The 19,850-nt window shown below is 74.5% G+C and carries 12 protein-coding genes and 1 pseudogene; 11 read left to right on the top strand and 2 right to left on the bottom strand.

Annotated elements, in window-relative coordinates; all coding sequences use genetic code 11:
- Positions 1-197 precede the first annotated feature (197 nt).
- From OG550_RS02840 to OG550_RS02830, 3 genes are all read left to right on the top strand, one after another.
- Complete coding sequence (locus OG550_RS02840; protein ID WP_327674122.1) at positions 198-860, top strand: hypothetical protein; 663 nt, start codon at positions 198-200, stop codon at positions 858-860.
- A gap of 152 nt (positions 861-1,012) precedes the next feature.
- Positions 1,013-2,842, top strand: coding sequence for a glycoside hydrolase family 15 protein (locus OG550_RS02835; protein ID WP_327674120.1), 1,830 nt, complete (start codon positions 1,013-1,015; stop codon positions 2,840-2,842).
- 217 nt (positions 2,843-3,059) lie between these two features.
- Positions 3,060-3,959, top strand: coding sequence for a Gfo/Idh/MocA family protein (locus OG550_RS02830; protein ID WP_327683662.1), 900 nt, complete (start codon positions 3,060-3,062; stop codon positions 3,957-3,959).
- Between the two features lie 82 nt (positions 3,960-4,041).
- Here OG550_RS02830 and OG550_RS02825 read toward each other — a convergent pair whose 3' ends face one another.
- Entirely contained in the window at positions 4,042-4,992 is a 951-nt protein-coding gene (locus OG550_RS02825) for an NAD-dependent epimerase/dehydratase family protein (RefSeq protein ID WP_327674119.1), read from the bottom strand.
- Between the two features lie 299 nt (positions 4,993-5,291).
- Here OG550_RS02825 and OG550_RS02820 point away from each other — a divergent pair, with 299 nt between their 5' ends.
- On the top strand, positions 5,292-5,855 hold the full coding sequence (locus OG550_RS02820) for a GNAT family N-acetyltransferase (protein ID WP_327674117.1): 564 nt from the start codon (positions 5,292-5,294) through the stop codon (positions 5,853-5,855).
- Between the two features lie 88 nt (positions 5,856-5,943).
- On the opposite strand, the gene OG550_RS02815 is transcribed toward OG550_RS02820, so the two are convergent.
- Positions 5,944-7,176 (bottom strand): hypothetical protein, encoded by a 1,233-nt coding sequence (locus tag OG550_RS02815; RefSeq protein ID WP_327674115.1) that lies wholly within the window; start codon positions 7,174-7,176, stop codon positions 5,944-5,946.
- Positions 7,177-7,398: 222 nt separating this feature from the next.
- Between OG550_RS02815 and OG550_RS02810 the strand changes: the two genes are divergently transcribed.
- From OG550_RS02810 to OG550_RS32730, 7 genes and pseudogenes are all read left to right on the top strand, one after another.
- The gene (locus OG550_RS02810; protein WP_327674113.1) at positions 7,399-8,121 is read left to right on the top strand and encodes a siderophore-interacting protein; all 723 of its coding nucleotides are present in this window, start codon (positions 7,399-7,401) and stop codon (positions 8,119-8,121) included.
- A gap of 922 nt (positions 8,122-9,043) precedes the next feature.
- Positions 9,044-9,289: a phosphopantetheine-binding protein gene (locus tag OG550_RS02805; protein ID WP_327674111.1), complete on the top strand. Its 246-nt coding sequence runs from the start codon at positions 9,044-9,046 to the stop codon at positions 9,287-9,289.
- Between the two features lie 37 nt (positions 9,290-9,326).
- On the top strand, positions 9,327-10,850 hold the full coding sequence (locus tag OG550_RS02800; RefSeq protein WP_327674109.1) for a tryptophan 7-halogenase: 1,524 nt from the start codon (positions 9,327-9,329) through the stop codon (positions 10,848-10,850).
- A gap of 213 nt (positions 10,851-11,063) precedes the next feature.
- Positions 11,064-12,413 (top strand): cation:proton antiporter, encoded by a 1,350-nt coding sequence (locus OG550_RS02795; protein ID WP_327674107.1) that lies wholly within the window; start codon positions 11,064-11,066, stop codon positions 12,411-12,413.
- 225 nt (positions 12,414-12,638) lie between these two features.
- Entirely contained in the window at positions 12,639-14,045 is a 1,407-nt protein-coding gene (entS, locus tag OG550_RS02790) for an enterobactin transporter EntS (RefSeq protein WP_327674106.1), read from the top strand.
- A 176-nt stretch (positions 14,046-14,221) separates the two neighbouring features.
- Positions 14,222-15,238, top strand: a complete 1,017-nt coding sequence (locus OG550_RS02785; RefSeq protein WP_327674104.1) for an ABC transporter substrate-binding protein — start codon at positions 14,222-14,224, stop codon at positions 15,236-15,238.
- Between the two features lie 75 nt (positions 15,239-15,313).
- Positions 15,314-19,831: pseudogene (locus OG550_RS32730) on the top strand (amino acid adenylation domain-containing protein); the annotation flags it as partial.
- Between the last annotated feature and the right edge of the window lie 19 nt (positions 19,832-19,850).

Genomic DNA, 19,850 nt, shown 5'->3' with positions numbered 1-19,850 from the left:
TCGCGATCCCCCTTCCAGAGAGGCAGCCGTGTGCGCGGCCGGGAGGTGCCCGGGCGTAGCAGGCACCTGCGCGGGTGCGGCCGGTCGGCGGGTGACGGGGGTGGGGCGGCTCGTGCGTGTCGCCGTCCGCGGGCGGGGCGCGCCTGCACAATGGGCGGGATCCCGCCGGGCGGGGCGCCGTGGGAAAGGACGTGACTGTGGCCGGGCCGGATGAGCCGGAGGTCTACGGCGACGCCCGGTGGCCGATGGCCGGGGCGGTGGCCGTCGCGATCGCGCTGACCCTGGTCATGCCCGACGAGCTGCGCCTGGCGCCGCGCTGGCTGCTGCCCTCGGTGGAGGGCCTGCTGCTGCTGACGCTGATGGTGGCCGACCCCGGCCGGATCGACCGCCGTTCGACCGTGCTGCGCGGGGTGTCCGTCGCCCTGGTGGTGGTGCTGGCGTGCGGGGCGATCTGGTCGACCGGCCGGCTGGTCGACGACCTGGTGCACGCGGGGCCGGTGACGAACTCGGCGTCCGCGCTGCTGCGGAGCGGCGGCTGCGTCTGGGGCGGCACCGTGCTGGCCTTCTCGCTCCTCTACTCCGAACTCGACTGCGGTGGAGCGGCGGCCCGGGCCCACCACATGCCGGAGATCCCGGGCCTGGCCTTCCCCCAGCAGCTCAGCCCCGCGATCGCCCCGGCGCACTGGCGGCCCCGCTACGTCGACTACCTGTACCTCGCGCTCACCAACTCCACCGCCCTCAGCCCCACCGACGTCATGCCGCTGGCGCACTGGGCCAAGATCGCGATGGGGCTCCAGTCCATAGTCTCCCTGCTCCTGCTCGGCCTGGTCATCGCGCGGGCGGTCAACGTCATCGCCTGACGGCGGGCCCCGTCCGGAGGCGGGCGCCGTCGCCGGGCGGCGGCGGGGGAGGCCCGGCCGACGGCGTCCCGCCCGGGCCGGGGCGGGTCTCCCACGCCCTCCACCCGGCGTGTCGGCCATCGGTGGACACGCCCTCGCACCCCCGCGATTGGATGCTCATGGACCGCTACCCCCCGATCGCCGACCACGGACTGGTGGGCGACCTCCAGACCGCCGCCCTGGTGTCGTCCCAGGGCGTGGTCGACTGGTTCTGCTCGCCGAGGTTCGACTCGCCGAGCGTGTTCGCCGCGCTCCTCGACCACGACCGGGGCGGGTACTTCCGGCTGGCGCCCGAACACGAGGACGTCTCCTGCCGGCAGTTGTACTACCCGGACACGGCGGTGCTGGTCACGCGGTTCATGTCGCCGGAGGGCGTCGGCGAGGTCCTCGACTGGATGCCCGCGAACACCGGCCGCACCGCGACCGACCGGCACAGCCTGATCCGGGTGATCCGGGCCGTGCGCGGCACCGTGCGGTTCGTCCTGGAGTGCCGGCCGCGGTTCGACTACGGGCGGGCCGGGCACGACCTGGACCTCGGACCCCGGGAGGCGGTCTTCCGCGGTCCGGGGATCGCCGGCCACCTGCAGGCGAGCTTCCCGCTGGAGCGGGACGGGACGGACGTGACGGGCGGGGTGACCCTCGGGGTCGGGGAGTCCGCCGCCGCCGTGTTCACCACCGGGGGCGCGGACGCCGGGGCGCCGCCGCCGCTGACCGTCGAGGACATCACGACGAGGCTGTGGGCGGAGGTCGACTTCTGGCAGAAGTGGCTGCACACCTCGCGCTACCGGGGGCGCTGGGCGGAGATGGTGAACCGTTCCGCCATCACGATCAAGCTGCTCACCTACCACCCCACCGGCGCCCCGGTGGCCGCCGCCACCATGGGGCTTCCGGAGCAGGTCGGCGGCGAGCGGAACTGGGACTACCGGTACTCGTGGGTCAGGGACGGCGCGCTCTCGGTGCGCGCGCTGCTCGACCTCGGGTTCGCCGAGGAGGCGTCGGCGTTCACCAAGTGGCTGGGCGACCGGATGCACGACCGGGCGGACCTGCCCGGCGAGCGCCTGCAGATCATGTACCGGGTCGACGGCGACCCGTACCTGACCGAGGAGGTGCTCGACCACCTGGAGGGCTACCGGGGGTCGCGGCCGGTGCGGGCGGGCAACGCCGCCGCGGACCAGCTGCAGCTCGACATCTACGGCGAGTCCCTCTATGCCCTGGCCGAGGGCATGGACACCGGCGTCGAGCTCGGCTACCACGGCTGGAAGGGGCTCGCCCGGACACTGGACTGGCTGACCGACAACTGGGACCGCCCGGACGAGGGCGTCTGGGAGACGCGCGGCGGGCGCAAGGACTTCACCTTCAGCCGGGTGATGTGCTGGGTGGCGTTCGACCGCGGCATGCGCCTGGCGACCGAGCTCAGCCGGCCCGCCGACATCCCGCGCTGGCGCCACGCCCGGGACACGATCCTGGAGCAGGTGATGGAGAGGGGGTGGAGCCAGAGCGAGCAGGCCCTGGTGCAGCACTACGGCGGCGACGTGCTGGACGCCTCCCTGCTGCTGATCCCGCGGGTCGGCTTCCTGGCGGCGAAGAGCCCGGGCTGGCTGTCGACCCTGGACGCGATGGAGCGCAAGCTCGTCTCGGACAGCCTCGTGTACCGCTACGACCCGGCCGCGTCGCCGGACGGGCTGCGGGGCTCGGAGGGCACCTTCAGCCTCTGCACCTACCTGTACGTCGACGCCCTCGCGCGGGCCGGCCGCGTCCGCCCGGCCCGGTACACCTTCGAGAAGATGCACACCTACGCCAACCACGTGGGCCTGTTCGCCGAGGAGATCGGCCCGAGCGGCGAGCAGCTCGGCAACTTCCCGCAGGCCTTCACCCACCTGTCGCTGATCATGGCGGCGTCCACCCTGGACGAGGCGATCGACCGGCTGCGGGCGCGGGAGTAGCACCGTGCGGGGAGCCGGGCACGGCGCGGGCACGGCGCGGGCACGGCACCGGCCGGGGAGCCGGGCAGGCCGCCGGCCCGGGGAGCGCGGTCGAGCGCGGCGCGTCCGGGCTGCCTGGTCCGGCCGCCGGTCGGGCTCGTAGGGTGGGGTCCGCCTGATGATCGTTCGTCCCGTGGCAGGAGATCCCATGAGTGAGACCGCCGTTCCCGACGCCGTGCTGCCGGTCGGGGTGATCGGCCTCGGCGACATCGCGCAGAAGGCCTATCTGCCGGTGCTCACCGCCCTGCCGGGTGTGGACCTGCGGCTGATGACCCGGGACCGGGCGAAGCTGGACCGGATCGGCGACGCCCACCGGATCGACCCGGCGCACCGGTTCACCGACCTCGGCGAGCTGATCGGCAGCGGCATCCGGGCCGCGTTCGTGCACGCGTCCACCGCGCAGCACGTCCCGATCGTCGAGCGGCTGCTGACCGCCGGCGTCGACGTGTACGTGGACAAGCCGCTGGACTACACCCTGGAGGGGTCCCGCCGGCTGGTGGAGCTCGCCGACCGCACCGGGCGCTCGCTGATGGTCGGCTTCAACCGCCGCCACGCGCCGGGCTACGTGCAGGCGAAGGAGCGGCCGCGGGACCTGATCGTGCTGCAGAAGAACCGCGAGGGCCTGCCCGAGGCGCCGCGGACGATGGTCTTCGACGACTTCATCCACGTCGTGGACGTGCTGCGCTTCCTGGTGCCCGGCGAGATCGAGCACGTCGACGTCCGTTCCCGGGTGCGCGACGGCCTGGTCGAGCACGTCGTCCTCACGCTGGCCGGGGAGGGCTTCACGGCGCTGGGCATCATGAACCGGCTCTCCGGCTCGACCGAGGAGATCCTGGAGGTCTCCGGCGGCGACTCCAAGCGCGAGGTCCACAACCTCGCCGAGGTGGTCGACCACCGCGGCCAGCCGACGGTCCGCCGCCGCGGCGACTGGGTCCCGGTGGCCCGTCAGCGCGGCATCGAGCAGGTCGTGCTGGCCTTCCTGGACGCGGTCCGCAGCGGGAGGACCCTGGACGCCCACGACGCGCTGCGCACCCACGAGCTGTGCGAGCGGATCGTCGAGCGCCTTGAGTCCGCCTGACCCGGCTCGGCGGTGACGGCGCCGGTGCCCGCGGGCACCGGCGCCGTCCGGCCCGCCGGGCTCAGCCGTGCGACGCCCGGGCTCAGCCGTGCGTCGCCCGGGCGCCGGCCTGCCGGCGCCACCACTCCACCGTCGCCCGGAGCTGCTCCTCGACGGGGGTGGCGCGCAGCGTGAACGCGGACTCCCAGGCGGCGGAGTCGATCACGAACGGGCGGTCGAACTGGTAGCGGACCTCCCGCAGTTCGCGGAGCAGCGGCGAGAAGAGCCCGGCCAGGCCCAGGACCGCCGGCTGGAGCCTGCGGACGGCCACGGGGCCGGTGCCCGCCTCGGCGGCGAGCCGGTCGACCATCGCGCGGACCGACAGCGGGGGAGCGGTCGGCACGTGCCAGGCCCGTCCCCAGGCCCGCTCGTCGCCCGCGGCCTCGACCAGCGCCCCGGCCGTGTCGGGGAGGTAGGTCCAGCTGTGCGGGGTGTCGGGGTCGCCGAGCACGGTGACGGCCTTGCCGTCCAGCAGGCGGGGCACGACCCGGGAGGCCAGGTGGCCCCCGTCGGTCACGCCGGGGCCGAAGAAGTCCGAGGCGCGCACCTCGACGGCCCTGATCCGGCCCGCCTCGTGCAGGGTCCGGGCCTGCTCCCAGACCGCGGCCCTGACCCTGCCCTTGTGCCCGGTCGCCGCGAGCGGCAGGTCCTCGGTGAGCGGGCGGTCCACCGGGCCGTAGCCGTAGAGGTTGCCCAGCATGACCAGGACGGCCCCGGTCGCCTCGGCCGCCGTGCAGAGCGAGGAGGCCAGCGGCGGCCAGTCGGTCGTCCACCGGTGCAGGGGCGGCGCGGCGCAGCCGTAGACGGCGGCGGCGCCGCGGACGGCCCCGGTCAGCCGCTCGGGGTGGGCGGCGTCCAGCGCCACGTGCTCGATGCCGGGCTCCGGGGGCCGGCCCGACCTGGTGACCACACGTACCTCATGGCCCCGCTCGGCCAGCGTCCGAGCGGTGGCCGCCCCCGCGGGCCCGTATCCGACAACCACATGAAGACTCACGATCACACCCTAGCCCGGGGCCTCCGGGGCCGGTGACGCGGCCATGTCGTGACGGGTTCCCGGCCACCGGTGCCGATGCCCTGTCAGGGCGGCTGCGGGCGAAGGCCGATGACGGACGGTCCGGTCCTGACGGTCCGGTCCGGGCGGGCCGGAGGGCTCGGCGCGAGGGCAGGACGGCTCGGCGGGCGGGCTCGCGGGACGGTGGGCGGGCTCGTGGAGCGGGAGGCGGAGGGGCACGTCGCACGGGGGCGGCGTCAATTCGGTTGCAGGGCCTCGTCGACCCCTGTAGACAATGTGACATGCTACAAACCCCCCTCATCACCCTCCGCGCCCGGCACGACGGCGACGTCCCGGTCCTCCAGTCCGAGCTGTACGACGACGTCGCCACCCGCTCCCGGGCCGACTCCCGCCCCTGGCAGCCCCTTTCGCCCGGCGCCGCCGCGTCGCCCTACGCGGTGGCGGCCCCCAGCGACGAGGCGGCCTGCTTCTCGGTCGTGGAGCGCTCCTCCGGCGAACTCGCCGGCGAGGCGCTGCTGTGGGGCATCGACACCCACAGCCGCACCGCCCACCTCGGCATCGCGCTGCTCCCCGGCTTCCGCGGCCGCGGCCTGGCGCACGAGGTGGTCGCCCTGCTCTGCCACTACGGCTTCACCGTCCGCGGACTGCAGCGCCTCCAGGTCGACACCCTGGCCGACAACCTGCCGATGATCGCCGCCGCGACCCGCGCGGGCTTCGTCCTCGAAGGCACCCTGCGGCGCTCCGCCTGGACGTACGGCTCCTTCAGCGACCAGGTCGTCCTCGGTCTGCTCGCCGAGGAGTGGACCGACACCGTGGCGGAGGTCCCGGCGGACGCCCGCCGGTAGGCCGGCGGCCCCGGCCGGACGTGCCGCGGGGCGGGACCGGCCGAGCCGGTCCCGCCCCGCCGCGTCGGCGGCTACCGCGCGCCCGCGGTCACTTCGCGCCGGTCCAGGTGGACTCGGGCGCGGGTCCGGCCGCCCGGACGGCGTCGGCGTCGAGGTCGATGTCGGCGTAGAACACGCCCAGGTTGTAGCCGTCGCCCTGGGTGTTGACGGTCACGGTGACGTCGGTGTCGCCGTTGCGCAGGAACGGGGAGACCGTCCAGCGGTTGGCGTCGTAGCCGAAGTTGTTGCGCGGCGCCGGGTTGCGGGGGAACCGCTGGGCGGGGTTCGGGTTGTCGATGGTGGAGTTGAAGGCGTCGTCGGCCGGGTGGTTGACGTCGGTGAAGCGGGTCAGCGGGCCGTTGGTGGACTTGATGTCCATGGTGTCGCCGCTCCACTTGTGGTCGCCGTCGTAGACGACCCAGCCCAGGTGTCCGGTGACCGGGCCGGTGGCCGGCGTCCTGATCCCGCTGAGCGTGCCCGAGAGCGCGGGGCTGTTGGGCAGCTCGGGCTGGAAGCCGTCCCAGAGGTGGACGTGGCGCAGCGGCGCGCAGACGTCCTCGTAGGCGACCACGACGGTCCAGCCGCCCCAGCTGTGCGGCTTGACCACGGAGTCCATGTTGGCGGCCGTGTAGGTGCCGGTGCCGTGCTGCTTGACCAGGTCGGTGATGTCGGCGGAGGCCTGGTAGCTGCTCTCCTCGTCGGTGGTGATGTAGCCGATGGAGGGCTGCTGGTTGGCGATGTTGGTGTACTGGCCGTCGCCGGGGAACTTGAGGTAGATCTCGTCGATCTGGCTCTCGGGCAGGACGACGTCGCCGATGCCGCGGGTGCCGCCCCAGTACAGGCGGGCGTACTTCACGACCGAGCCGGCGGGCAGCTGCAGGTCGGCGGAGCTCGCGGAGTAGATGGCGTCGCCGAGCGGGCCGATGCTGCCGGGATCGATGTTGACGTACCGCATCTGGTAGTTGTTGTTGATCGGCCGGCTGCCCGCCCCGGTGCGGGCCTGCTCGCACGGCGGCTGGGCGGGGTCGACGGGGGGCTTGGTCTCGTCGCAGGTCATCAGGGCGTTGCTGATGTGGGTGACGGACCCGTGGAAGTCGCCCTGGAAGCGGGTGGTGAAGGGCAGCCGGTTCTCCGTGATGGTGATCGCGGCGCGGTTGCCCCGGGCCGGGTCGGCGCCGCGGGAGTAGGCGGCGGGGGCGGCGAGCACGCAGGCCGCCGAGGCGACGGCGACGGCCGCCGCCAGGGAGCGGCGGGTGTGCCGGGTGAGGCGGGGGTGTGACAACTGGACCTCCGGTGAGGGGCGTTCGTCTGATGCCTCCTCACGAGAGCACCGTTCGGGCCAATTGTCGGCCGATTGCGCCGAACGGGGGCGAGCCGCCGGGCGGGAGCGGCTCCGGCGCGAAGAGGGGCGCACGCACTCTCCTCGGGGGGCTGTCCGGGCGACTCCCACTCCTGTCAAGATAGGTTAGGCTGGCCTAACTTTCTCGGGGGTTTGGAGGATGTCATGGGGCATGGCTGGGAGGGCGTCGTCCTCAAGCTGATGCGGGGCAGGGACTTCTCGCTGACGGTGACCGGGGCGGAGGACGTCACCGAGCACTGCCGTCGCGTGCACTTCACGGACGGGGGCATGCTGGCGGTCACGGGCGTGTATCCGACGATGTGGGTGCGGGTCTGGTTCCCCGGTGCGAACCGCCCCCACCAGCGCGCCTACACCCTGGTCGACCCGGATCCGGTGGCCGGGACCTTCGCCGTGGAGTTCGCCCTGCACGAGGGGCCCGCGAGCCGCTGGGCGCGGGCGGCCGAACCGGGCGAGACCGTCCAGGCGACCGTGCAGGGCTCCGCCTTCGCCGAGCCGGATCCGCTGCCCGAGCGGATGTTCCTGATCGGCGACAGCGCCTCCGTGCCCGCGATCAACACCCTGTTGTCCGCACTGCCCGAGGTGCCGGCCACCGTCTGGCTGGAGACCCGGTACGGGAGCGACGGGAACCTCCCGCTGCGGGTCCGCCCGGCCCGCCACGAGGTGCGCCGGGTGCCCCGCGAGGACGCCGGGGCGCGGCTGGTGGCCGCCGTCCGCGCCGACCTGCCCGGCCTGCTCGGCGACCCGGCGGCGGCGTACGTGTGGATCGCCTGCGACACGGCGACCACCCGTGCGCTCGCCCGGTTCACCCGCAAGGAGCTGGCCGTGCCCGGATCACGGGTGCACGCCCTGGGCTACTGGCGGCCCTGAGGACCCGTGGCGCCCGGCCGTGGGGGTCCGGGCGCCACGTACGACCCCCGTCCGGCGGGCGGCGCCGCCTTCGTCGCGCCGGTGCTCCCCGTCGGGCCCGGTTTCTCCGTCGCGCCCGTCGCCGACCTCGTGCCCTGTCCGTCGCTGTCCGCAGCCGCAGCTCCCGTCGTGTCCTCGTGGCGCCCCCGTCCGGCCCGGCCGGGCCCGGGGTGCGTCGTCGTGCGCCCGCACACCGGTCGGTGTGACGGGCGTCCTCGGCGTGCCCGGGTGCGGCCTGCTCGCGGCCCGCTCGCGGCCCGCGGGCGGACCTGCGGGCGGGTGTCCCGGCGGCGGTGGGAACTGCGGGGGAACCCGGCGCCGGTGACAGTTTCCGCTCCCTTGCGCCGATCGTTTCCGGGAATTCACCGTGTCCGATCCATGGAGGGGCGTTGATCGGGAAGGCGGGGGATTCCGCTGCCCGCTCCCGCCCCGGCCCGGGGGCCGGATCCGGCGTGTCGGCGGCCGCTTCGGGCCGGTCCCGGAGCCCGTTCCGCCGGTGATCGCCGCGCCCCGTCGGCGGTTCCGGGGCGGCGGGGGCGGCCGGTCGCCGTCCGCAGGTGCGCCGCGGGGCCTGCGGGGCGCCTCGGGGTCCGCCGCGGCCGTATCCGGTGGCCTTGGTGCGGGCCTGCCCCGGGATTCCCCTTTCGGGCCGACGACGTGACGTGACATCAGCGAAATCCGTCGGGGCGTCGGATCCGGGTCGCCCGGCGGGTTGACAGCGGGGTCCGAATGAGAGTTAGGTGAGCCTTACCTAAGTAGAACGGGTGGTCAGGGGCCTTCGGCCGCTGGCGTGCGCCCCGTCGGCTCCGGTGGCCCCGGCCCCGGTCGACGGCCCGTGCCGCATGCCCGCCACCCCCCCGTGACAAGAGGAGGACGCCGATCGATGCCTGATATCCCCCCGACCGACGCGCTGTCCCTGGACGGCATCAGGCAGGACGTCGCCGAGGTGCTCCAGATCGACCTTCAGGAGCTCGACGACGACGAACTTCTCGTCTATCAGGGCATGGACTCGATCCGACTGATGACCCTGGTCCAGCGGTGGCGCGACAAGGGCACCGAGGTGACCTTCGTCGACCTCGCCGGCGAGGCGACCGTCAAACGCTGGTGGGACCAGCTCCGCACCCCCTGATCCGAGGCAGCCCGTCACCACCAGGAGAGACTCCCCAGTGAACACTGCGCAACAAGCGACACTGCACGAAGAGTTCGACGTCATCGTGGTCGGCGGCGGACCCGGCGGCTCTACCGCCGCCACGCTGGTGGCCAAGCACGGCCACCGGGTCCTGCTGCTGGAGAAGGAGACGTTCCCGCGGTACCAGATCGGGGAGTCGCTGCTCCCCGCCACCGTCCACGGCATATGTCGCCTGCTCGACGTCCAGGAGGACATGGAGAAGGCCGGCTTCATGGTCAAGCGGGGCGGCAGCTTCCGCTGGGGCACCAACCCGGTGCCGTGGAACTTCCTCTTCGCCCTCGCCCCCGAACTCTCCGGGCCCACCTCGTACGCGTACCAGGTGGAGCGGATGAAGTTCGACGACATCCTGCTCCGCAACGCGGCCAAGCACGGCGTCGACGTCCGGGAGAACTCCCCGGTGAGCGAGGTCGTCGAGGACGAGGAGCGGGTCCGGGGGGTCCGCTACACCGACCCGGAGGGCCGGGTCCACGAGGTCGCCGCGCGGTACGTCATCGACGCGTCGGGCAACAAGACCCGGATCAGCAGGCACGCGGGAGGGGAGCGGGTCTACTCCGAGTTCTTCAAGAACCTGGCGCTGTTCGGCTACTTCGAGGGCGGCAAGCGGCTGCCCGGCGCGGACCGCGGGAACATCCTCTGCGCGGCCTTCGACGAGGGCTGGATCTGGTACATCCCGCTCAGCGAGACGCTGACCAGCGTCGGCGCGGTGATCAGCCGCAACCGGGCGTCCGACATCCAGGGCACCCCCGAGGAGCAGGAGAAGGCGCTCCTCGGCTTCATCGACCGCTGCGACATCGTCCGCGACCACCTCTCCGAGGCGACCCGCGTCACCGAGGGCACCTACGGGGAGCTGCGGGTCCGCAAGGACTACTCGTACGCCAACACCCGCTTCTGGCGGCCCGGCATGGCGCTCGTCGGCGACGCCGCCTGCTTCATCGACCCGGTCTTCTCCACCGGCGTCCACCTCGCCACCTACGCCGGTCTGCTGGCGGCCCGGTCGATCAACAGCGTGCTGGCCGACGGGATCTCCGAGGAACGCGCCTTCGGCGAGTTCGAGGGGCGCTACCGCCGCGAGTACGGCGTCTTCTACGAGTTCCTCAGCGCCTTCTACGACATGCAGGGCAGCGAGGAGAACTACTTCTGGAAGGCGAAGAAGGTCACCGCCTTCGACTCCTCAGACCTGGAGGCGTTCGTCACCCTGGTCGGCGGCGTCGCCTCCCGGGAGCGGGCGCTGACCGACTCCGCCGCGCTGGCCGAGCGGTTCGCCTCCTCCTCGAAGGCGCTGTCCGACGCCGTCGCCGCCACGGGGTCGATGCAGACCGAGTCCGGTGAGCGGATGAACCACCTCTTCGGCGCCAAGGTCGTCGGCGACGTGATGCAGGAGATGAACGAGATCCAGCGGCGCGGCGTCCTCGGCACCGCGACCAAGGAGTCCCCGCTGCTGCCCGACGGCCTGGTGCCCGGCGCCGACGGCCTCTCCTGGGCCGAGCCGGCCGCGGGCTGACGGACCCCGGCCGCCGGGCGGGCACCGCCACGCCCGCCCGGCGGCCGGCACCCGCCGGTACCGGTCGGCGGCCCGGCCGGTACCGGCCCGGCGGCACCCGCCGCCCGCGCCCGCGCACCCCGGGTGCATCCCGCGCGCACCCCGCGACGACAGGGCCCGCACGATCCGTGCGGGCCGATCCACGACGAGCACGAAAGGCAGGTCGGGAGACCCGTGGGCCTTCCCTCCCTCGGCCACGCGGCCCAGTGGGCCATGCTGGTACAGCTGCTGGTGATCACCGTGGTGGCGCACCTCGCCGGTGCCGCCGCGCGCCGGCTGGGACAGCCCGCGGTGATCGGACAGCTGTCGGCGGGCGTGCTGCTCGGACCGTCCGTCCTCGGGGTGCTCTGGCCCGCGGCCGAGCACCGGCTCGTCCCCGGCCAGACCCTGCTCGGAGCGCCGATCAACACGGTGGCCTGGCTCGGTGCGGCCTTCCTGCTGCTGCTCACCGGTCTCGACACCGACCTCGGCGTGATCCGCCGGCTCGGCCGCCCGGCGCTGCTGATCGGCGCGGGCGCCGTCCTGGTGCCGTTCGTGGCGGGCCTCGGCCTCGCCGTGCTGCTGCCGCCGTCGTTCGCCGGAGCGGCCGCGAGCCGGCCGTCGTTCGTCCTGCTGGTCGCCGTCTCCCTCAGCATCTCCTCGATCCCCGTGGTCGCCCGCGTGCTGACGGAACTCGGCTACCTGAAGGCCGACTTCGGCCAGATGATCCTCACCGTGGCGCTGGTCTCGGACGCGGTGGGGTGGCTGGCGCTCGCCGGGGTGACGGTGCTCGCCGGACCGGGCGGCGGCGACGCCGGGGAGCTGCTGGCTCCGGTGGCCGGCCTGCTCCTGCTGACGGCGGCCCTCGTGCTGCTCGCGCCGCGGCTGGTCGACGCCGCACTCGCCCGGGTGCGGCGGTCGGACCGGAAGCCGGGGCCCGCCGGTGACGGCGAGGCCGGGACCGGCGGATCCGGGGACCTCCTGGTGGCCGTCGTGCTCGCCCTGGTGCTCGCGGTGGCCGCCGACGCGGCCGGCTCCGACGGCCTGCTCGGCGCCTTCGCGGCGGGCCTGCTGATCGGGCGGTCGCGGCACTACCGGCCGCGCCTGCGTGCCCAGTTGGAGCCGGTCACGCTCGTCCTGCTGGCGCCGGTCTTCTTCGCGGTCGCCGGACTGAGGATGGACCTCACCGTCCTGGGCGGTGCCGAGTCGCTGCTCTGGGCGGCCGGCTACCTGGCGGTGGCGATCGGCTGCAAGGTGGCCGGCGCGTACGGGGGCGCGCGGCTCGCAAGACTGCCCCGGCGTCAGGGCCTCGCCGTCGCGGTGGGCCTGAACTGCCGGGGCGCGGTGGAGGTGGTGGTCGCCTCGGTGGGTCTCTCCGCCGGGGTGCTGAGTGAGACCGGCTACACGGTGATCGTGCTGATGGCCCTGTTGACCACCGCCGCCACCGGACCCCTGCTGCGGGCGGTCGCACCGCCGCCCGGCGAGGCGCTCCGGCCCGTCGTCCCGCGGGCCGGGACGCCCGAACGGGTCCGGGCGGCCCGCTGACCCGGGGCCGTGGCCCCGCCCCGACCGTCCCGCCCCCGACATACCGCCCCCGGTCATTCCGACGGGGACCGCGACCGACCGCGACGGACCCCGACGACCGCGTCCGCGCCCGCGACGCCGCGCTCGGCTTCCCGCCCGCCCGCCGCCGTGCCCCGCCCCGCCGTGCCCCGTCCTGCCGTGCCCCGCCCCGCCGCGGTCCGTTCCGCCCCTCCCAGGAGTCCCCGAGTGTCCCTGCGCGACCTGCTGATAGACATCGCCCCACTACGGGCGAGCCGCGACTTCCGCGCGGTCTTCATCGCCCGGACCGTCTCCCTCTTCGGCCTCGGCGTCGCCACCGTCGCCCTCGCGGCCCAGGTCTACGACCTCAGCGGATCGACGCTGACCGTCGCCGCCGTCAGCATGGTCATGAGCGTCAGCGTGCTGGTCGGCTCGCTGGTCGGCGGAGTCCTCGCCGACCGCACCGACCGGCGCCGCCTGATCATCGTGGCCCGGGGCGCCGCGGCCCTGGCCTTCGCCGGGCTCGCCGCCAACGCCTTCCAGCCCGAGCCGAGCCTCTTGGCGATCTACGTCTGCGTCGCCTGGGACGGCCTCGCCTCCGGTGTCAGCGTGACCGCCCTGATGGCCGTCGCCCCGACGCTGGTCCGGCGCGACCAGCTCCCGGCCGCCGGAGCGCTGCTCTCGCTCACCACCGAGATCGGCTCGGTGGCGGCGCCCTTCCTCGGCGGTGTGCTGCTCGCCGCGTCCGGCCCCGGCACGGCCTTCACCGTCACCGCCGTGACCACCGCGCTCACCACCCTGCTGGTCACCAGGCTCAGGCCGCTGCCGCCCGTCCGGGACGACGAGGGCCCGGACGACGGCCCCGAGGGCGGGCCGGCCGCCGACAACGGCTCCCCGCTGGTCGCGCTGCGCTACGCGGTGAAGCACCGGGTGGTCGGCGGACTGCTCCTGCTCGGCGGTGCCACGGCGCTGTTCGGCGTCCCCGTCGTGCTCTTCCCCGAACTCGTCGACAAGCGCTTCGGCGGCGGCGAGCTGATGCTCGGCCTGCTCTACACCGCTCCGGCCGTCGGCGCCGTCATCGCCTCCGCCACCAGCGGCTGGGTCGGCCGCAGCAGGCGCCCCGGGGCGGTGCTGCTCGGCGCCGTCCTGGTGACCGGTCTGGCCGTCGCCGCCTTCGGCCTCAGCCCGTCCGTGGTGCCGGCCTTCGTGGCGCTGGCGGTGGCCGGTGCCGCCGGCACCGTCGCCGCGATCCTCGACTACGCGCTGCTCCAGCACCACACCCCGGACCGCTTGCGCGGCCGGATGGTCAGCGTCGTCACCGCCGAACAGACCAGCGGCGAGATCGGCGGCGAGGCCGAAGTGGCCCTGCTCGCCCGGTGGTTCAACCCGGGCGGGGCGGCCCTGGTGAACGGGCTGGTCTGCGCCCTGGCGGCGGTCGTGGTCGCCCTCGCCGTGCCCGGCCTGCGCCGGGCCACGCTCCCCGACGAGGAGGACGAGGACGACTCCGGCGACGAGGGGAGCGGGAACGGCCAGGGGAGCGGGAACGGCCAGGGCGGCGAGCCCGGCGAGGCGGACGGAGCCGCCGCCCAGGCCCCGGCCGCCCCGTCGCCCGCCCCGTCGCCCGCCGCGCCCTGACCCGCGACACCCCGACCCGACCCGACCCGCCACGCCACGCCACGCCCGACCCGTCCCGCTCCGCGGCATCACTCCCCCCGAGCACCCGGCCCCAGGGGCCGAGGGACCCGAACCCGGCGGCCCCGTACCCCTTACGGCCCGCCGCCCCACCCGAAGAAACCGGAAAGGCACCACAGGTGACCCGTCACATCGCAAGCCCCGACAACTCCCGGCAGAGAGGCGCCCGCGGGCCGCGCGGGCTGCTCGCCGCCCTCCTCACCACCGTCCTCATCGCCGGTGCCGCGGCCTGCACCACCAGCTCCGACGGCAGCGCCTCCGACACCAAGGGGTCCTCCGCGTCGGCGAACGCCACCCGGGTCGTCTCCACGCCCGACGGCGACGTGACCGTCCCCGCGAAGCCCAAGCGGATCATCGGCCTCTCCTACGCCGCCGCCTGGCTGCTGGACTCCGGGATCCCGATGGTCGGCGTCACCTCGATCGACGACGCCGCGCTCTCCGCCGAGCAGAAGGCCAAGGTCAAGGAGATCCCGCTGGTCGGCGAGGGCAACGAGCTGAACTTCGAGAAGATCGCCTCGCTCACCCCCGACCTGATCATCATCTCCGCCCCCAAGCGGGTCCAGTTCCAGATCGACAAGCTGAAGCCGATCGCCCCCGTGGTCTCCTTCGGCATCGGCAACCCGGACGAGCTGCTCGCCACCACCCTCAAGGTCACCGACGCCGCCGGCCGGCCCGAGGCCGGTCTCAAGGTGAAGAAGGCGTACGAGGAGAAGGCCGCCCGGATCAAGAGCACCTACGCCGACAAGCTGGCGAAGACCGACTGGGCGATCGTCAACTCCGGCGAGTCCGGCAAGTTCTCCGCCTACGACGGCAAGTCCTGGCTCGGCCTGGTCGTCAAGGACGCCGGGGGCAGGTTCGCCGCCCTGCCGGGCGTCGGCTTCGAGGACGCCTGGGCCGACCTCTCCTTCGAGGAGATCGGCAAGCTCGACGGCGCCGACGTGATCCTCGTGGACGGCGACGAGGCCGGCGGCAAGCCCTCCGCCGAGACCACCGACCTGATGAACCAGACCAACTGGAAGGCCCTCAAGGCGGCCAAGGCCCAGCAGGTCCACCCCGTCCCGGCGTTCTTCACCAGCCGCTACCCCGAGGCCGACCGGATCCTCGACCAGCTGGAACAGATCCTCAAGACGCTCTGACCCGCCGTGGGTCCGGCCGGTGCCCGAACCGGCCGGACCCGCCCGCCCAGTCCCAGACCCAGGAGCACCGCCACCATGAACGACCGCCCCCAGAGCCGCCTCCCGCTCACCGGAGCCCAGACCGGAGTCTGGTACGGGCAGCGACTCGAACCCGGCAACACCGCGTACAACGTGGGCCAGTACGTGGAGATCCGGGGGCGGTTCGACCAGGAGGTCTTCGAGACGGCACTGCGCCGCGCGGTCGGCGAGGCCGAGGCGCTCGGGATGCGCTTCGGCGAGGAGGACGGCGCCCCGTACCAGGAACCCGCCCCGCAGACCGACTGGCCGCTGGAGCGGGCCGACCTGCGCGCCGCGGCCGATCCGGACGCCGCCGCCCTGGAGCTGATGCGCGCCGACCTCACCCGCCCGGTGGACCCGGCCGCCGACCGGCTCTTCGGCTACGCCCTCTACACCGTCGCCGACGACCGGGTGCTCTGGTACCAGCGCGTCCACCACATCGCGCTCGACGCCTACGGCTTCACCCTGGTCGCCCGGCGCACCGCCGAACTGCACACCGCGCTGGCCCGCGGCGAGGAGCCGCCGCCCGCGGCCCCCGGCCGGCTGGCCGACCTGCTCGACGAGGAGGCCGCGTACCGGGACTCCGAGCGCAGCACCGCCGACCGCGCCTACTGGGCGGAGCGGCTGGCCGACCGGCCCGAGCCCGCGCCGCTGGCGGGCGCAGGCCACCCGGCCGCCCCGGACTTCCTGCGCACCGGCGCGACCCTGACCGCCGAGGAGAGCGACGGGCTGCTGGCCCTCGCCCGCACCGCCCGCGCCACCTGGGCGGACGTGCTCACCGCGGCCTTCGCCGGCTACCTGCACCGGATGACCGGCGCCGGGGACGTCGTGCTGGCCCTGCCCGCGATGACGCGCCTCGGCTCGGTGGCGCTCACCGTGCCCGCGATGAAGGTGAACGTCCTGCCGCTGCGGCTGTCCGTCGCCCCCGGCACGGCCTTCGGCGACCTGGTGGCCCAGGTGGTCCGCAGGGTGCGCGACCTGCGCCGGCACCAGAACCACCGCGCGGAGGAGATCCGGCGCGACCTCGACCCGGCCGGGCGCCGTCACGGCCTGTTCGGTCCGATGGTCAACATCAAGGCGTTCGACTACCAGCTCGACTTCGACGGCGCCCCCGGCACCGCCCGCAACCTCGCCGCCGGGCCGGTGGACGACCTCACCCTCTCGGTCTACCTGGACGGCGGCAGCCGCGTCCGGTTCGAGCTCGACGCCAACCCGCGGACCTACCGGGAGGACGAACTCGCGGAGCGGTGCGCGGAGTTCCTCACCCTGCTGCGCTCGCTCGCCGCCGCCGACGGGTCCGGTCCTGCGGTGGGACGGCTCCCGCTGCTGACCGCCGAGCGGCGCCGCGAGGCCCTCGCGCTCCCGGACGCCGGGGTCCCCGTGCGGACCGCTCCGGTGGTGGAGCGGTTGGCGGGGTGGGTGCGGGAGGTGCCGGATGCGGTGGCGTTGGTGGTGGGGGAGGAGGTGTTGACGTACCGGGAGTTGGGGGTGCGTTCGGGTCGGTTGGCGTCGGTGCTGGTGGGTCGGGGTGCGGGTCCGGGGTGTTTTGTGGGGTTGGCGTTGCCGCGGTCGGTGGACCTGGTGGTGGCGATGGTGGCGGTGTTGCGGTCGGGGGCGGGGTATCTGCCGTTGGATCCGGGGTTCCCGGCGGAGCGGTTGGCGTTCATGGCGCAGGACGCGTCGCCGGTGTGCACGGTGGCGGTCGGGGAGACCGTCGGGGTGCTGCCGGCCGGGTTGCCGGTGTTGGTGCTGGACGATCCGGAGACGGCCCGTGAGGTGGAGTCCGCGGAGCCGTTGGACGGTGTGCCGGTGGATGCGGGGGCGGCGGCGTATGTGATCCACACGTCGGGGTCGACGGGTCGGCCGAAGGGTGTGGTGGTGTCGCACGGGGCGTTTGCGAACTTCCTTGCGGCGATGGACGGTCGGTTGGGGTTGGGGCCGGGTGATTCGTTGGTGGCGGTGACGACGGTGTCGTTCGACATCGCGGGTCTGGAGTTGTTCGGTCCGTTGGTGTGTGGGGCGACGGTGGTGTTGGCGGATCGGGGGACGGTGCGGGATCCGTTGGCGTTGTCGGTGTTGGTGGATCGGGTGGGTCCGGTGGTGGTGCAGGGGACGCCGAGTCTGTGGGAGGGGTTGTTGGCGGAGGCGCCTGCGGTGTCGTTGCGGGGGGTGCATGTGCTGGTGGGTGGTGAGGCTCTGTCGGCGGGGTTGGCGGAGCGGTTGGTTGGGGTGTGTGGGCGGGTGACGAACGTGTACGGGCCGACGGAGGTGACGGTGTGGGCGACGGCGGCGGAGCTGTCGGCCGGCCACCGGGGCGTCCCCGCCATCGGCACCCCCTTCCCGCAGGTCCGCGCCCTCGTCCTGGACGGCGCCCTCCAGCCGGTCCCGGCGGGCGTACCGGGTGAGCTGTACCTCGCCGGGGAGCAGCTGGCGCGCGGCTACCTCGGGCGGCCCGGCCTGACGGCGGGCCGGTTCGTGGCGGACCCGTTCGGTCCGCCGGGCGGCCGGATGTACCGGACGGGGGACCTCGTGCGGCGGCGTGCGGACGGTGCGCTGGAGTACCTGGGGCGGACGGACGACCAGGTGAAGCTGCGCGGGTTCCGGATCGAACTCGGTGAGGTGGAGGCCGCGTTGGCGGCGCTGCCGGGTGTCGGTCGGGCGGTGGCGCTGGTGCGCGAGGACGAGCCGGGCCGGCAGCAGCTGGTCGGGTACGTCACCGCAGCCACACCCGCACCCGCGCCCGCATCCGACAGCGCAGGCGGATCCGGTGCCGGTTCCGCCGAGGCGGCCGCGCCGCCGTCCCCCGAGGAGCTGCGCCGGGCGCTGGCGGCGGTGCTGCCCGAGTACATGGTGCCGTCGGTGGTCGTGGTGCTGGAGGCGCTGCCGCTGACGGCCAACGGCAAGACCGACCGGCGCGCGCTGCCGGCCCCCGACCGGCCCGCCGTGGCCGGACGGCCCCCGGCCACCCCCGCCGAGGCGGCGATCTGCGGCATCCTCGCCGAGGTGCTCGGCCTGCCCGCCGTGGGCGCCGACGACGACTTCTTCGCGCTCGGCGGCCACTCGCTGCTCGCCGCCCGGGCCGCCGGCCGGGTCCGGCGCCACCTGGGCGTCGACGCGGCGATCCGCGACGTCTTCGAGGCCCCGACCCCGGCCGCGCTCGCGGCCCGGCTGGCCGGGCGGACCGCCACCGACCGGCCCGCCCTCACGGCCGGTCCCCGCCCCGACCCGCTGCCGCTCTCCGCCGCGCAGCGCGGCCTCTGGTTCCAGTACCAGGTCGAGGGGCCGAGTGCGACCTACACCATCCCCTTCGTCGCCCGGATCGACGGGACCCCCGACGCGGCCGCCCTCGGGGCCGCTCTCGCCGATCTGACGATCCGTCACGAGAGCCTGCGCACCGTCGTCGGCGAGCGGGACGGCGAGCCGTTCCAGCGGCTGCTGACCCCGGCCGAGACGGCGGCGGCCGCGCCGCTGACCGTCCGCGACGTCCCGGCCGACCGGGTGGACCGGGAGATCGCCGCCGCGCTCGCCCACCGCTTCGACCCGACCGCCGAACCGCCGCTGCGGGCCACCCTGCTGCGGGAGCCCTCCGGGGCCGCGACCCTCGTGCTGGCCCTGCACCACATCGCGGGCGACGAGGCCTCCCGCGGGCCGCTGGTGGCGGACCTCCAGACGGGGTACGCGGCGCGGATCGCCGGGCGGGCCCCCGCGTTCGCCGAACTCCCGTTGCAGTACGCGGACTTCGCGCTCTGGCAGGCCGGCCTGGACCCGGCGCCCCGGCTCGCGCACTGGCGGACGGCGCTGGCCGGGCTGCCGGAGGAGATCGCGCTGCCCACCGACCGGCCCCGACCGGCCGTCCCGAGCGGCCGCGGGGGTCTGGTCACCCGCCGGCTGCCCGGGTCGCTGGCCGGCGCGGTCCGCCGGCTGGCCCGGGAGAGCGGCACCAGTGTGTTCATGGTGGCGCACGCGGCGGTGGCGGCGCTGCTGCACCGGCTCGGCGGCGGTGACGACGTCCCGCTCGGCACCCCGGTCGCCGGGCGCGGCGGGGAGGCCGCGTTGGACGGGCTGGTGGGCTTCTTCGTCAACACGGTGGTGCTGCGGGCCGACCTGTCCGGCGACCCGACGTTCGCCGAGCTGCTGGAGCGGGTCCGCGCCGCCGACCTGGCCGCGCTCGACCACGCCGACGTGCCGTTCGGCCGGGTCGTCGAGACCGTCAACCCGCCGCGCGCGCTCGGCCGCCACCCGCTCTTCCAGACCATGGTGTCGCACAACACCGTCACGCTGGACACCTCGGTGATGTTCGGCCACCCGGCCCGGATGGAGCTGTTCGACCCGGGCACCGCCCGCTTCGACCTGGAGTTCACCTTCGCCGACACCGCCCACGGGGACGATCTCGACCTGCGGCTGTTCTACTCGGCGGACCTCTTCGACCGGTCGACCGCCGAGGCGCTCTCCGGCCGGCTGCTGCGGCTCCTGGAGCAGGTGGTGGCCGACCCCGGCAGGCGGGTCGACGGCCTGGAGCTGCTGGAGCCCGCCGAACTGGCCGGGCTGCTGGCCC

This window comes from Kitasatospora sp. NBC_00458, assembly GCF_036013975.1.
Classification (GTDB): domain Bacteria; phylum Actinomycetota; class Actinomycetes; order Streptomycetales; family Streptomycetaceae; genus Kitasatospora.
The sequence above is the reverse complement of the archived record's forward strand: the minus strand, read 5'-3'. Positions and strand labels throughout refer to the sequence as shown.